We start from the raw sequence: 13505 nt of genomic DNA on the forward strand, positions 1-13505 counted from the left end.
GTAGCAGACCATGCTGTCGCAGACGCGGATGATGTGGCGGCCCACCGGCTGGCGGAATATCTGACTATAGAAGGTGGCGACGCCTTCGACGTCGCTGGCCGGGATCCCCAGCACCTCGCCGATCGCCGGGATGGCGCCGTCCGGCACCCAGCCGCGCTGCTTCTGGACGATCTTCAGGGCTTCGATGGACGCCGCGCGCGGGTCCTCGTAGTGATGCATTTCATGCTCGATGGACGAGCGCTCGGTTTCGCTGAGGACGAAACGGTCGGTCTGAATCAGGTTGCTCTGGCTCATGTCAGCGGTCCACGTCAGCCATAACGAAATCGATGCTACCCAGGTAGGCGATCAGATCCGCGATCATGCTGCCGTTGATCACCGAGGGGATCTGTTGCAGGTGCGCGAAGCTGGGCGTCCGGATACGCGTGCGGTAGCTCATGGTGCTGCCGTCGCTGGTCAGGTAGTAGCTGTTGATACCCTTGGTCGCCTCGATCATCTGGAAGGCTTCGTTGGCCGGCATGACCGGGCCCCAGGAAACCTGCAGGAAGTGGGTGATCAGGGTTTCGATGTGTTGCAGCGTGCGTTCTTTCGGCGGCGGCGTGGTCAGCGGATGGTCGGCCTTGTACGGGCCTTCCGGCATGTTCTTCAGGCACTGTTCGATGATCCGCAGGCTCTGGCGCATCTCGCCCATCTTGACCATGCAGCGGTCGTAGGCGTCGCCGTTGTGGGCCAGCGGTACCTCGAACTCGAAGTTCTCGTAGCCGGAGTAGGGGCGGGCCTTGCGCAGGTCGAAGTCGCAACCGGTGGCGCGCAGGCCGGCGCCGGTGGTGCCCCACTCGAGGGCTTCCTTGGTGTTGTACTGGGCGACGCCGATGGTCCGGCCGCGCAGGATGCTGTTCTTCAGGGCCGCGGTCTCGTACTCGTCGAGGCGCTTGGGCATCCAGTCGAGGAACTCGCGGACCAGCTTGTCCCAGCCGCGCGGCAGGTCGTGGGCGACGCCGCCGATGCGGTACCAGGCCGGGTGCAGGCGGAAGCCGGTGATGGCCTCGACCACCTTGTAGGCGCGCTGGCGGTCGGTGAAGGTGAAGAACACCGGGGTCATGGCGCCGACGTCCTGGATATAGGTGCCCAGGTACAGCAGGTGGTTCAGGATACGGAAGAACTCCGCCATCATGATCCGGATCACGTCGACCCGCTGCGGCACCTTGATCCCGGCGAGCTTCTCCACCGAGAGTACGTAGGGCAGGTTGTTCATCACCCCGCCGAGGTAGTCGATGCGGTCGGTGTAGGGGATGAAACTGTGCCAGGACTGGCGCTCGGCCATCTTCTCGGCGCCGCGGTGGTGGTAGCCGATCTCCGGGACGCAGTCGATGATCTCCTCGCCGTCCAGTTGCAGGATGATGCGGAACGCGCCGTGGGCGGACGGGTGGTTCGGGCCGAGGTTGAGGAACATGTAGTCCTCGTTCTCGCCGTGGCGCTTCATGCCCCAGTCTTCCGGCTTGAAGCGCAGGGCCTCCTGCTCCAGGTCCTGCTTGGCGGCGGACAGGGAGTAGGGATCGAACTCGGTGGCGCGCGCCGGGTAGTCCTTGCGCAGCGGATGGCCCTGCCAGGTCGGCGGCATCAGCATGCGGGTCAGGTGCGGGTGGCCGGTGAAGGTGATGCCGTACATGTCCCACACTTCGCGCTCGTACCAGTTGGCGTTGGGCCAGATACGGGTGGCGGTGGGCAGGTTGAGGTCGCGCTCGGACAAGGCGACCTTGATCATCACGTCACTATTACGCTCCAGCGACATCAGGTGGTAGAACACGCTGAAGTCGGCGCTCGGCAGGCCGCGGCGATGGGTGCGCAGCCGCTCGTCGACGCCGTGCAGGTCGTAGAGCATCACGTAGGGCTTGGGTACCTGACGGAGGAAGGTCAGGACTTCGATCAGTCTTTCGCGCGGGACCCAGAGCACCGGCATGCCGGTACGGGTGGGCTGGACGGTGAAGGTCTCGGCGCCAAAGCGGGAATTCAGTTCGACGACGATATCCTGGTCGTCTGCCTTGTAAGGCGGGATGTACAGAGCGGAGTCTGCAGTCATGGTCTCGGTCGCTTTCGGTCAACGGTGGGGTGAACGCGGCTGGTCTCGGCCGGCCAGCGGGGCTGGCCGGGAGTTCCGGATCACACTTCGTCGGGGCTGCGCAGGTTGGTCACCTGGATGCGCTGCTCGCGTTTCAGGTCTTTCTGGGCCGGCATTTCGGCGCGGTAGACCCCCTGGTCGCCAACGACCCAGGACAACGGGCGGCGCTCCTGGCCGATGGATTCCTGCAGCAGCATCAGGCCTTGCAGGAACGCCTCCGGACGGGGCGGGCAGCCGGGGATGTAGACGTCCACGGGGAGGAACTTGTCGACCCCCTGGACCACCGAATAGATGTCGTACATGCCGCCGGAATTGGCGCACGAGCCCATGGAGATGACCCACTTGGGTTCGAGCATCTGCTCGTAGAGGCGCTGGATGACCGGGGCCATCTTGATGAAGCAGGTGCCGGCGATGACCATGAAGTCGGCCTGGCGCGGCGACGCCCGGATCACTTCGGCGCCGAAGCGGGCGATATCGTGCGGCGCGGTGAAGGCGGTGGTCATCTCCACGTAGCAGCACGACAGCCCGAAGTTATAGGGCCAGAGCGAGTTCTTGCGACCCCAGTTGACGGTGGAGTTCAGCACATCCTCGAGCTTGCCCATGAAGATGTTCTTGTGAACCTGGCCCTCGACCAGCGGGTCGGCTACGGTTTCCCGTTCGCCTATCGGGTATTGGTCGTTGGCCGCATCGGGATCGATCCGGGTAAGTTTGTATTGCATCGCCAAAGCCTCATTGTTTTAGCTTCGCCTGCCGCTTGCGACGGCTTTCGGGAGCCCAATCGAGCGCACCGATCCGCCAAAGATAGACAAGACCCGCCAACAGAATTGCTATGAAAATGGTTGCCTCGATCAGGCCGGCCCAGCCGCTTTCGCGAACCGACACCGACCAGGCGAAGAGGAAGAGGGCTTCGACGTCGAAGATCACGAAGAGCATCGCGACCAGATAGAATTTTGCCGAGAGACGCAGGCGTGCGCCTCCGGTGGGGACGATCCCGGATTCGAAGGGTTCGTTCTTGCTGCGACCAAATGCCTTGCTGCCAAGCAGGGACGAAACCCCTAGCATGAAGGCGAGAAGGCCAACGACCCCTAGAAGGAAGGCAGCGAATCCCCAGTGATGAGCTGCAAGTTCAGCTGGGTTTGGCATGCTGATACTCCTTCTGTACCGGATATATAAGATCGTGGGTTCTGGGCGCAATGCCCGACTTCTTGTGCAACCCGCTGCGTAGTGAGCTAAGGGTTGTATGTATCTTTCCGATTTTATGCCCAAAGCGCCGGACAAGTAAATTTTTCTAACACAAACAGACGCTTCTCTGCTTTTTCCAGCGCTTTGGTTAATCCCCGAAAGCCTCGTGAATGCTGTCTCTGCGAGAAATGGCGCGGCCTGGCTGGCTTTTGGTCGTATTGCCGCGAAGCGTGGGGGAGGGCTCTTTGCAAGACCTCAAACGATAATGAATATCGTTTGCAATGTCGCATCCGTATAACTTCGCTACATATATTCTTCGCCGCGTTACTATTGTTTACCCTTTTATTGGTAATTACTCGCGATCAATCCGTTATTGCATTAAACCGGGAATATTTTCCGGGCCGGGCGCATGGCGGTTTTTCTTCTTTCCGCACCATGGCAACCCGGCTGTGGCGCCGCGTGGGGCTGCGCCCGCGGTTCTTCGTGACGGATGCGAAGGCGCTGGGCAAGGTTTGCGGCGGTTCGCTTCGCAGCGCAGATGTAGTCGCTCTGGAGGTGCGCTACCTAGGGGCTGCGGTAGCGTCCCGGGGTTTCTTGCCGACCCAGGCCCAGACCATCTCGCAGGCGATCGGCTGGTTGCCGTTCTCGTCGCTGACCAGCACCGCCACGCGGACCTCGCCCTTGTCCTGTTGCCGGATCTGCTCGATCTGTCCGGCCTCCAGCGTCGCGATGGCGGTCAGGTCGCCCTGGGCGCGCTTGAGATAGTCGATCTTCATGGTCTTGATCAGCGGCAGCTTGTCGTCCGGTACGTTCATTCCGACCAGGAAGCCGCTGGCCGACTCGGCGAGCAAGGCCATCGCTGCGGCATGGATACCTTTTATGTGGTTCTGCACCGGTCGACGGTTCTTCAGGCTGAGGATGGCGCGCTCCTGCCCCAGTTCATGGATGCGCACCCTCGCCGTACCGGCGAAGCGCACCTGGGAGCCCAGCAGCAGCGTCAGGCTGCGGCTGCGCAGGCGGCGGGGGAGGAGGTTGATGGCGCCGACGGCGCGGCTGAGACGATTGCGCTTGGGCATGCTGGCGTCCTTCCATAGAGAGGGGAGCCTGCATTCCACCCGCTTTGCCCGGGCTTGCCCACGGCTGTAGCGGCGACCTGCGCCGGCATTCCGGCCAACGCAGGTCGTCGTGGCGCGTCAGAGCAGGCGTCGGCCGTCTTCGCGGGTGATCACCACGGTGGCCGAGCGTGGCCGGCGGCCCGGCCCGTCCGGCCAGGTGCTGAGGAGGTTATCGGCGGTCGAGCCTTCCCCCGGGTGCTGGATGTTGATGAACAGCGTACGGAAGTCCGGCGTCGCGGCAATGCCGGTCACCTCGCAACCCAGCGGACCGGTGAGGAAGCGCTTCAGTTCGCCGGTGCGCGGGTCGGCCACCAGCATCTGGTTGTTGCCGAACGGGCCGCTGCTCAACTGGCTGCCGCTCATGTCGGTCTGGATCCACAGGCGGCCTTCCGGGTCGAACCAGAGGCCGTCGGGGCTGGCCAGGATATTGTCCTGGTTCAGCGGCTTGCCGTCCGGGCCGCGGCTGTCTTCGCCGGGACCGGCGAGCATGAACAGGTCCCAGGTGAAGCGTTGGCCGGCATAGTCGCGGCTGCGTTCGCGCCAGCGGATGATATGGCCGTAGGCGTTCTTCACCCGTGGGTTGGCCGCGTCGGCGACGGTGCGCGACGTGTTGTTGGTGAGGGTGAAGTAGACGTCACCGTTGTCCGGGTTGACCGCGCCCCACTCCGGGCGATCCATCTTGGTCGCGCCGAGGACATCGGCGGCCAGGCGGGTGTTGATCAGCACTTCGCCCTGGTCGGCGAAGCTCACCCCGGCCTTGCGACAGGCCGCGCGGAAGTTGCCGTCGGCGATGTCCAGCGGCAGCCACTGGCCACTGCCATCGGCGTTGAAGCGGGCGACGTAGAGGGTGCCTTCGTCGAGCAGGCGAGCGTTGCTGCGACCCGGACGGAACTTGTCGCGGCTGACGTACTTGTAGATGTACTCGTTCTGCGAGTCGTCGCCAGAGTAGCAGACTACCTGGCGGCCCGGCTTGACCGGGGCGAAGACCAGGCCTTCGTGGGCGAAGCGGCCGAGAGCGGTGCGCTTGACCGGTACCGATTGTGGGTCGAACGGGTCGATCTCGACGATCCAGCCGAAGTTGTTCGGTTCGTTGCGGTAGTCGTCCTGGGCCTGTTTGCCCTTGCGGGTGGCGTCGAAGCGCTCGAACTCGTCGCCCGCCAGGGTCTCCCAGCCGAAACGGCTGGTGTTGCGAATGCCGTAGCGGGTCAGTTCGCGCGGCAGTTCGCTGTCCTGGGTGGAGAAATAGCCGACCCAGTTCTCCTCGCAGGTGAGGTAGGTGCCCCAGGGGGTGAAACCGTTGGAACAGTTGTTGTGGGTGCCGCGGGTGCGGGTGCCGTCCGGACTGTGGCGGGTGCGCAGCAGTTCGTGGCCGCGCGCCGGGCCGGCGATACGCATCGGCGTGGCGGCGGTGATCCGCCGATTGCGTTGCGACGGTACGACATTCCACTCGCCACGCACGTTGCGACGGATCTCCACGACGGAAACGCCATGGGCGTTGATTTCCTTGCGCACTTCATCGGCGACGGTGCGCTTGCCATCGACCACGGTCGGGCCATTGGTGTGCAGCAGCGGCGCGTCGATGTATTCATGGTTGAGCACCAGCAGGCCATGGTTGCTGATGTGTCCGCCGCCGAAGCCGAACTGCGCGTCGATCGGGAAGAAGTGCATGCCGTCGTGGTGCATGCCGATCTGTTCGGCCTGGTCCTGGGCGCTGTTGCTGGCGTCGTCGAGGAATCCCGGATAACTGCCGCTGATCGGGGTGCCCCAGGGTATGAAGGGCGTCGCCTTGTAGCCGGCGGGCACCCGGATGGTATCGGCGCGGCCGCTGGCGAGGGCTTCGAAGGGTAAGCGGTTGCGGCGTTTGAAAGGCAAGCCGCGCAGGCCTTCCGCGGCGGGCGCCTGCGCTTCGGCGGGAGCGGCGCTGGCGGGGAGCGCGACGCCGAGGAAGGCGAGGGCGCCGAGCGCCGCGCCGCCGGCCAGGACCTGGCGGCGGCCGAGGCCGGCGATCAGGTCGTTCATGTGCGGGTTGTTCGAATGGTTGCTGGGCAACTCGTCGCCATCACCGAACAGGATGGCATCTTTTTTCTCCAGGCTCACGGACGTGCTCCTTGTGGGCTGATCGACGGAGCATTGACGCTAACCGCTGAAAGCGACGGGACGATGACAGGCACTCGAGGCCTTTTGCCATGATCCGGAAATGAAAAACCCCGGCCGGAGCCGGGGTTTTCGCGAGGCGGGCCGGGCAGATCGTGGCTGCCCGGCTGGCCCCTGTTCCTTAGTGGAACTGGTTCATGGTGTTGTCTTTGCCGCTGGCCTTCAGAGCGGCTTCGCCAGCGAAGTACTCTTTATGGTTGTCGCCGATGTCGGAGCCCGCCATGTTCTGGTGCTTGACGCAGGCGATGCCCTGGCGCAGTTCCTGGCGCTGCACGCCCTTCACGTAGGCCAGCATGCCTTCGTCGGCGAAGTAGCCCTTGGCCAGGTTGTCGGTGGACAGCGCGGCGGTGTGGTAGGTCGGCAGGGTGATCAGGTGGTGGAAGATGCCGGCGTGGGCCGAGCCATCGCGCTGGAAGGTGCGGATCTTCTCGTCGGCGACCTTGGCCAGCTCGGTGTCGTCGTACTCGACGCTCATCAGCTTGTTGCGGTCGTAGGCGGAAACGTCCTTGCCTTCGGCGACGAACGCATCGAACACCTGCTGGCGGAAGTTCAGGGTCCAGTTGAAGGACGGGCTGTTGTTGTAGACCAGCTTGGCGTTCGGAATCACTTCGCGGATGCGATCGACCATTGCCTTGATCTGGCCGACGTGCGGCTTCTCGGTTTCGATCCAGAGCAGGTCGGCGCCGTTCTGCAGCGAGGTGATGCAGTCCAGGACGCAGCGATCTTCGCCGGTGCCCTTGCGGAACTGGAACAGGTTGGAAGCCAGGCGCTTCGGACGCAGCAGCTTGCCTTCGCGCTTGATCACGACGTCGCCGTTGCCCAGCTCGGCCTCGGAGATCTCTTCGCAATCCAGGAAGGAGTTGTACAGGTCGCCCAGGTCGCCCGGCTCGTTGGTCACGGCGATCTGCTTGGTCAGGCCGGCGCCCAGGGAGTCGGTACGGGCGACGATCACGCCATCGTCCACGCCCAGCTCGAGGAAGGCGTAGCGTACGGCATTGATCTTGGCGAGGAAGTCGATGTGCGGAACGGTGACCTTGCCGTCCTGGTGGCCGCACTGCTTCTCGTCGGACACCTGGTTTTCGATCTGGATGCAGCAGGCGCCGGCTTCGATCATCTTCTTGGCCAGCAGGTAGGTCGCCTCGGCGTTGCCGAAGCCGGCGTCGATGTCGGCGATGATCGGCACCACGTGGGTTTCGAAGTTGTCGATCTGGGCCAGCAGCTCGGCTTCCTTGGCCTTGTCGCCAGCGGCGCGGGCAGCGTCCAGGCCGGTGAACAGCAGGTCCAGCTCGCGGGCGTCAGCCTGGCGCAGGAAGGTGTACAGCTCTTCGATCAGGCCGGAAACCGCGGTTTTCTCGTGCATGGACTGGTCCGGCAGCGGGCCGAAGTCGGAGCGCAGCGCGGCGACCATCCAACCGGACAGGTAGAGGTAGCGCTTGTTGGTGGTCTTCAGGTGCTTCTTGATCGAGATCAGCTTCTGCTGCCCGATGAAGCCGTGCCAGCAACCCAGCGACTGGGTGTAGACGGAGGAGTCCGCATCGTATTCGGCCATGTCCTTGCGCATGATGGCCGCGGTGTACTTGGCGATATCCAGGCCGGTCTTGAAGCGGTTCTGGATACGCATGCGAGCTGCGTACTCGGGGTTGATCGCGCTCCAGCTGCTGCCGTTCTTCTCTTTCAGCGCGGCAACTGCCTTGATCTCGTTCTGATATGCGGACATGGTCAATCCTTCAAGAAATGTATTGGTTGAGCACCGACTGACCCACTCAAAACCTGCTGGTGAAGGTTGTCTTGCGGGTGGCTCACCGCTGCATGGCGAGAGAATGACCGTGGCGAAGAATGACGCCGAGGAGGGGGTGGAGACGAACAGTTCGCGGACCGTGCTTCTCGACTGGCTCAAGTGCCGTTCGGCTCGTGGTTGCCGGTGGGCGACTCGCTGTCGAGTCTTTCGATCTGGCTGATACGTAAACGCTTCCCCGTCCCTCAGGACAACTTCGTTCCAGTCGCAATCTCGTCAAGCCGCCTTGTGGGCAGATCAACACGGTGGAGGCCGAGGGCGTATCGGCGCAGGCACCGGGAGCTCGTCGTTTCAGAGCCCCTGATTAGCGGGAGCGGGGCCATCATGCTCTGGAAAAAATCCGTCGTCAAACGTTTTGTAGTGTTTTTTCAAGACTACTACACGAAGGTCTAAGAGTGACCGGATGGTCTTGTCTGGTCGAGATGTTTCCGTTTGCATCGAAAATGCCCGCAAGAGCCCGCGCCCCGCGGCTTTGCCGGAGCGGGAGGCAATTCGCGCTGGAAAGAGCGCCGTCGGTCAGTCGAGGGTTTCGACTTTCAGGCGCAGGCTGGTGTCGTCGCGTCCCTGGGTCGAGTAGCGACGCACGAAGCCGCGCTGGTCGGCCTGGTTCTGTTCGCTGACGCCGCCCAGGGTGATCCACTCGCCGAGCTTGCCGCTGACCCGGGTGTCGGTGCTCTGGGTATCGATGACGCCGGGATGGCTCTGGCTGAGGCGGTCATTGCTGGAGCTGATGGTGACGTGCACCAGATTGCCGGTCAGCGTCGCGGTGACGTAGAAGCCGCGGTTGACGTTGCGGTATTCGGTCTGGCTGTAGATCTGCCCGTAGGGACCGGTGGCGGTGCTGGTGATGGGGACGCTCTGGCCGACCTGGATCAGCGCCGGGTAGCCCTCGGTGGCCTGGACCTGCTGGCTGCCGCCGGAACGGCTGTCGGTGGAGCGACGGATGATGCGGACGCGATCCTTGCCGTTGACCTCGCCGCGGCCGCTCTGGATCTCGATGTTGCCGGCGCTGGCCGAACCATCCACCGAATAGCCGCGGCTGTCCTGTTGCAGGTTCTCGCTGGTATCCACGGTGATCAGCAGGCGATGCGGGCGCGAGTCGATCTGCTGCAGGACCGATTGCAACTCGCGGATCTTCGCCGGCTCGGCATTGACGATCAGCTGGTTGCCATAGGCGGTGACCTTGCCTTCGCTGCCGATGACCGACTGGGCCACCGCCATCACGTCGTCGGCGGTGCGGTAGTTGAGCGGGATCACTTCGGTGCGCGGGGCGGCCGAGGCGCCGAGAACGACCGTCGCCAGCAGCGAGGAGAGCAGGGTGGTGCGCAACAGGGTCACAGGAGGAAGCTCCGCAGGTCCGGGTCGGAAAGGCTGGTGTCCCAGGCCTGCTCGAAGCGGGCCTGGAGTTGACGCACCCGCCCGGCGGCACGGTAGCAGGCGTAGCCCGCCGGTTGCGCCGGTTTCGGGCGCAGTAGCAGGCCCTGGTCGTCGGCCAGGAGGAAGGCGTCGTCCTCTTTAGGGTAGTCCGGGTTGAGCCGGCGGATCAGGCAGTTGCTCGACAGGCGGCGCGAAAGGCTGATCAGGCGGTGGCCGTTGCGCACGGCCTGGGCGCTGTCGCCAACGAGGATACGCAGGCGATTGCGTGGATTGGCCAGGAGGAAACGGGTGCAGGCTTCCTGGATGCTGCTGTGGTGATAGAGCCAGCTTTCCAGGTCGGGACTGTGCAGGCAGAGCGAGCGGCGGGCCTGCTGCAGGAGGGCCAGGGCATGGGCGCGGGCTTCCTGCGGATGCTCGAAGCGCTCCAGCGGCTCATGTTCGCCGAGGCGGAATGGCGCTGGTTCCCAGCGTTCCGCGGGTAGTGCGGCGCTTGCCGGGTTGCGTACCGCAAAGCGCCCCGGAGAGCTGAATTCGATGGCCGGCAGGTCGGCCGGCGAGGTCTCCGGGGTGTCGCTCATCGGGCCTCAGTCGCTGTCGCGAACCATGTCGACATGGGGCAGGCCGGCATCGAGGAATTCGCCGCTATCGACCTTGAAGCCCAGTCGCTCGTAGAAGGGAATGGCGTAGACCTGCGCGGTCAGCAACTGACGCTTCAGGCCGCGTCGCTCGGCTTCCTCGATGGCCGCGCGCATCAGCGCGTCGCCGACCTTCAGGCCGCGCCAGTCCTTGAGTACCGAGACCCTGCCGATGTGCCCGTCGCCCAGCAGGCGCGCGGTGCCGATCGCGTATTCGCCTTCATAGGCGAGAAAATGCACGGCTTCGTCGTCTTCGGCGTCCCACTCCAGTTCCGGCGGAACCGACTGTTCGGCAATGAAGACCGCTTCGCGGATGCGGCGCAGCTCGGCATTGTCCTTCTGCCAGTCGGCTACGCGTACGCGGATCTTATTCATCTGCAAACTCCAAACTGCCCTGTTTGACCAACTCCGCCAACAGCTTACGCGCATCGTCGTCGGCCAGCCATTGGCCGAGGTTTTCCAGATGCAACGCATCGGCCGAGCAGACCAGCTTCAGCAGTTCCTTGAGTTGGCCGGGCAGGAGTACGCTCTGGCCGCTGGCGAACAGCACCAGGCCGATGTCGATCTCGCTCCAGGCCAGGCGGGCGCTGGGGTTGCGCACCAGCAGCGCGCCATCCTCGAGGGCGCCGAATAGCTCCTCTTCGGGGATATCCTCGCCGGCAACCAGTTCAGGATAGCGCGGCTCGGTCATGAACTGGCCGAACCAGGTCAGCAGCAGGCGCTCGTCGCTCATGTGCTCCTGGATCAGGCCCTGCAGGCGCTCCAGAGCGTCGCGCTGGATCTGGTGCGGATCGTCGCCTACCGGTTGCAGGCCGGCATCGGTGTAGCGCTCCTCGTCGGAGAGGAACTGGCCGAGGAAGTCGGTGAAATGGGTCAGCACTTCGGCGGCGCTGGGCGCGCGGAAGCCGATCGAGTAGGTCATGCACTCGTCTTCGGCAATGCCGTAGTGGGCGAGGCGCGGGGGCAGGTAGAGCATGTCGCCGGGCTCCAGGACCCACTCGTCGCTCTGTTCGAAGTCGGCGAGGATGCGTAGGTCGGCGTGCTCGCGCAGCGGGCTGTCGCTGCTGCACATCTGTCCGACTTTCCAGCGCCGGCGTCCGTGGCCCTGAAGCAGGAATACGTCGTAGTTGTCGAAGTGCGGACCGACGCCGCCGCCGGGAGCGGCGTAGCTGATCATCACGTCGTCGATCCGCCAGCTGGGCAGGAAGCGGAATTGCTCCAGCAGTTGGGCGACTTCCGGGACGAACTGGTCGACCGCCTGCACCAGCAGGGTCCAGTCCTGTTCCGGCAGGTGCTGGTAGTCCTCCTCCTGGAACGGGCCACGGCGCATTTCCCACGGGGTTTTCCCGTGTTCGAGGACGATGCGCGATTCCACCGACTCCTCCAGCGACAGCCCGGCCAGCTCGTCGGCGGACAGCGGGCTTTCGAAGTCCGGGATCGCCTGGCGGACCAGCAGCGGTTTGCGCTGCCAGTAGTCGCGGAGGAATTCGGCAGCGGTCAGTCCGCCCAGAAGTTGCAGGGGAGTATCAGCATTCATGGTTAAGTCCTTGAAACAAAAACGCCCGGCGCAGCCGGGCGTGCAAAAGGGTTGCGTGCTCAGATGCGCTTGGCCTGGGCGGCGGCATTGCCGACGTAGCCGGCCGGGGTCAGCTTCTTCAGCTCGACCTTGGCCTCGGCGGGAATCGCCAGCTCTTCGATGAAAGTCTGCAAGGCTTCGGCGCTGATGCCTTTGCCGCGGGTCAGTTCCTTCAGCTTCTCGTAGGGGTTTTCCACACCATAGCGACGCATCACGGTCTGCACCGGCTCGGCGAGGACTTCCCAGCAGGCGTCCAGGTCCTCGGCGATGCGCTGGGCGTTCAGCTCCAGCTTGCCGATGCCCTTCAGGCTGGCCTCGTAGGCGATGACGCTGTGGGCGATGCCGACACCGAGGTTGCGCAGCACGGTGGAGTCGGTCAGGTCGCGCTGCCAGCGCGAGATCGGCAGCTTGCTGGCCAGGTGCTGGAACAGCGCGTTGGCGATGCCGAGGTTGCCCTCGGAGTTCTCGAAGTCGATCGGGTTGACCTTGTGCGGCATGGTCGAGGAGCCGATCTCGCCGGCCACGGTCTTCTGCTTGAAATAGCCGAGGGAGATGTAGCCCCAGACGTCGCGGTCGAAGTCGATGAGGATGGTGTTGAAGCGGGCGATCGCATCGAACAGCTCGGCGATGTAGTCGTGCGGCTCGATCTGGGTGGTGTAGGGGTTGAAGGTCAGGCCGAGGTCGCCTTCGATGAACTGGCGGGCGTTGGCTTCCCAGTCGACTTCGGGATAGGCGGACAGGTGGGCGTTGTAGTTGCCCACGGCGCCGTTGATCTTGCCCAGCAACTCGATGCCGGCGACCTGCTTGATCTGCCGCTCCAGGCGGTAGACGACGTTGGCCAGTTCCTTGCCCAGGGTGGTCGGCGAGGCGGGCTGGCCGTGGGTGCGGGAGAGCATCGGCACGTCGGCGAATTTCACCGCCAGTTCGCGGATGGCCTCGGCGATCTGGCGCATCAGCGGCAGCAGCACGCTGTCGCGACCCTCGCGGAGCATCAGGGCGTGGGACAGGTTGTTGATGTCCTCGGAGGTGCAGGCGAAGTGGATGAACTCGCTGACCGCGGCCAGCTCCGGGAGCTTGGCGGCCTGTTCCTTGAGCAGGTACTCCACGGCTTTCACGTCGTGGTTGGTGGTGCGCTCGATTTCCTTGATGCGTTCGGCGTGTTCCAGCTGGAAGTCGCTGGCCAGGCTGTCGAGCAGGGCGTTGGCTTCGGCGGAGAACGGCGCGACCTCGGGAATCCCGGCGTGGGCGGCGAGGCGCTGCAGCCAGCGGACTTCCACCATGACGCGGAAACGGATCAGGCCGTATTCGCTGAAGATCGGACGCAGGCTGCTGGTTTTGCCGGCATAGCGGCCATCGACGGGGGATACCGCGGTGAGCGAGGAAAGCTGCATGAGACGTTCTCGTGGCTGGAAGTCAACGAAAAAGGGGCGCATATCATACATGAAAGGTGCGCCCCGGTGGGGCATTCAGCGGGGCCTTTCGGCGGGGCGGTTGCCCAGCAGGGGGATCAGGCTGGCGGCGAAGATCAGGGCGGCGCCGAGCAGCGACGTGTGGC

The 13505-nt window shown here is 64.2% G+C and carries 13 protein-coding genes; all 13 read right to left on the minus strand.

Annotation, left to right across the window (positions count from 1 at the left end):
• Window positions 1-294: NADH-quinone oxidoreductase subunit NuoE (gene nuoE, locus FFS27_RS17275; RefSeq protein WP_124175163.1), on the minus strand; the 294-nt coding region annotated here is incomplete at its 3' end.
• 1 nt (window position 295) lies between these two features.
• The gene (gene nuoC, locus FFS27_RS17280) at window positions 296-2077 is read right to left on the minus strand and encodes an NADH-quinone oxidoreductase subunit C/D (protein WP_003090458.1); all 1782 of its coding nucleotides are present in this window, start codon (window positions 2075-2077) and stop codon (window positions 296-298) included.
• A gap of 80 nt (window positions 2078-2157) precedes the next feature.
• Entirely contained in the window at window positions 2158-2835 is a 678-nt protein-coding gene (locus FFS27_RS17285) for a NuoB/complex I 20 kDa subunit family protein (protein ID WP_003090455.1), read from the minus strand.
• Window positions 2836-2845: 10 nt separating this feature from the next.
• A complete protein-coding gene (locus tag FFS27_RS17290; RefSeq protein ID WP_003090452.1) occupies window positions 2846-3259 on the minus strand; it encodes an NADH-quinone oxidoreductase subunit A in 414 nt (137 codons plus the stop codon).
• Between the two features lie 599 nt (window positions 3260-3858).
• Entirely contained in the window at window positions 3859-4413 is a 555-nt protein-coding gene (locus FFS27_RS17295; RefSeq protein WP_003119967.1) for a DUF4442 domain-containing protein, read from the minus strand.
• 78 nt (window positions 4414-4491) lie between these two features.
• Complete coding sequence (locus tag FFS27_RS17300) at window positions 4492-6510, minus strand: PhoX family protein (protein WP_023091676.1); 2019 nt, start codon at window positions 6508-6510, stop codon at window positions 4492-4494.
• Between the two features lie 178 nt (window positions 6511-6688).
• The gene (locus FFS27_RS17305) at window positions 6689-8284 is read right to left on the minus strand and encodes an isocitrate lyase (RefSeq protein WP_003090447.1); all 1596 of its coding nucleotides are present in this window, start codon (window positions 8282-8284) and stop codon (window positions 6689-6691) included.
• A 594-nt stretch (window positions 8285-8878) separates the two neighbouring features.
• The gene (locus FFS27_RS17315) at window positions 8879-9700 is read right to left on the minus strand and encodes a secretin N-terminal domain-containing protein (RefSeq protein ID WP_003090446.1); all 822 of its coding nucleotides are present in this window, start codon (window positions 9698-9700) and stop codon (window positions 8879-8881) included.
• On the minus strand, window positions 9697-10317 hold the full coding sequence (locus FFS27_RS17320; protein WP_003143819.1) for a DUF7931 domain-containing protein: 621 nt from the start codon (window positions 10315-10317) through the stop codon (window positions 9697-9699). The genes FFS27_RS17315 and FFS27_RS17320 overlap by 4 nt, the downstream gene beginning before the upstream one ends.
• A 6-nt stretch (window positions 10318-10323) precedes the next feature.
• Complete coding sequence (locus FFS27_RS17325) at window positions 10324-10749, minus strand: GNAT family N-acetyltransferase (RefSeq protein ID WP_003090444.1); 426 nt, start codon at window positions 10747-10749, stop codon at window positions 10324-10326.
• On the minus strand, window positions 10742-11911 hold the full coding sequence (locus FFS27_RS17330) for a ribosomal protein uL16 3-hydroxylase (protein WP_003090443.1): 1170 nt from the start codon (window positions 11909-11911) through the stop codon (window positions 10742-10744). Before FFS27_RS17330 ends, FFS27_RS17325 begins: the two co-directional genes overlap by 8 nt.
• A 59-nt stretch (window positions 11912-11970) precedes the next feature.
• The gene (gene purB / locus FFS27_RS17335; protein WP_003090442.1) at window positions 11971-13341 is read right to left on the minus strand and encodes an adenylosuccinate lyase; all 1371 of its coding nucleotides are present in this window, start codon (window positions 13339-13341) and stop codon (window positions 11971-11973) included.
• Between the two features lie 75 nt (window positions 13342-13416).
• A partial coding sequence (locus FFS27_RS33630) for a hypothetical protein (RefSeq protein ID WP_240465213.1) occupies window positions 13417-13505 on the minus strand: 89 nt, incomplete at its 5' end.

The sequence above is a fragment of the Pseudomonas sp. 2VD genome (assembly GCF_005503585.1).
Lineage (GTDB): Bacteria > Pseudomonadota > Gammaproteobacteria > Pseudomonadales > Pseudomonadaceae > Pseudomonas > Pseudomonas aeruginosa.

Excerpts from the sequence above, each read along its gene's own strand:
- FFS27_RS17320 (WP_003143819.1), bottom strand. The coding sequence starts at position 10,317 with ATGAGCGACACCCCGGAGACCTCGCCGGCCGACCTGCCGGCCATCGAA.
- FFS27_RS17325 (WP_003090444.1), bottom strand. The coding sequence starts at position 10,749 with ATGAATAAGATCCGCGTACGCGTAGCCGACTGGCAGAAGGACAATGCC.
- FFS27_RS17305 (WP_003090447.1), bottom strand. The coding sequence starts at position 8,284 with ATGTCCGCATATCAGAACGAGATCAAGGCAGTTGCCGCGCTGAAAGAG.
- purB (WP_003090442.1), bottom strand. The coding sequence starts at position 13,341 with ATGCAGCTTTCCTCGCTCACCGCGGTATCCCCCGTCGATGGCCGCTAT.
- nuoC (WP_003090458.1), bottom strand. The coding sequence starts at position 2,077 with ATGACTGCAGACTCCGCTCTGTACATCCCGCCTTACAAGGCAGACGAC.
- FFS27_RS17290 (WP_003090452.1), bottom strand. The coding sequence starts at position 3,259 with ATGCCAAACCCAGCTGAACTTGCAGCTCATCACTGGGGATTCGCTGCC.
- FFS27_RS17285 (WP_003090455.1), bottom strand. The coding sequence starts at position 2,835 with ATGCAATACAAACTTACCCGGATCGATCCCGATGCGGCCAACGACCAA.
- FFS27_RS17330 (WP_003090443.1), bottom strand. The coding sequence starts at position 11,911 with ATGAATGCTGATACTCCCCTGCAACTTCTGGGCGGACTGACCGCTGCC.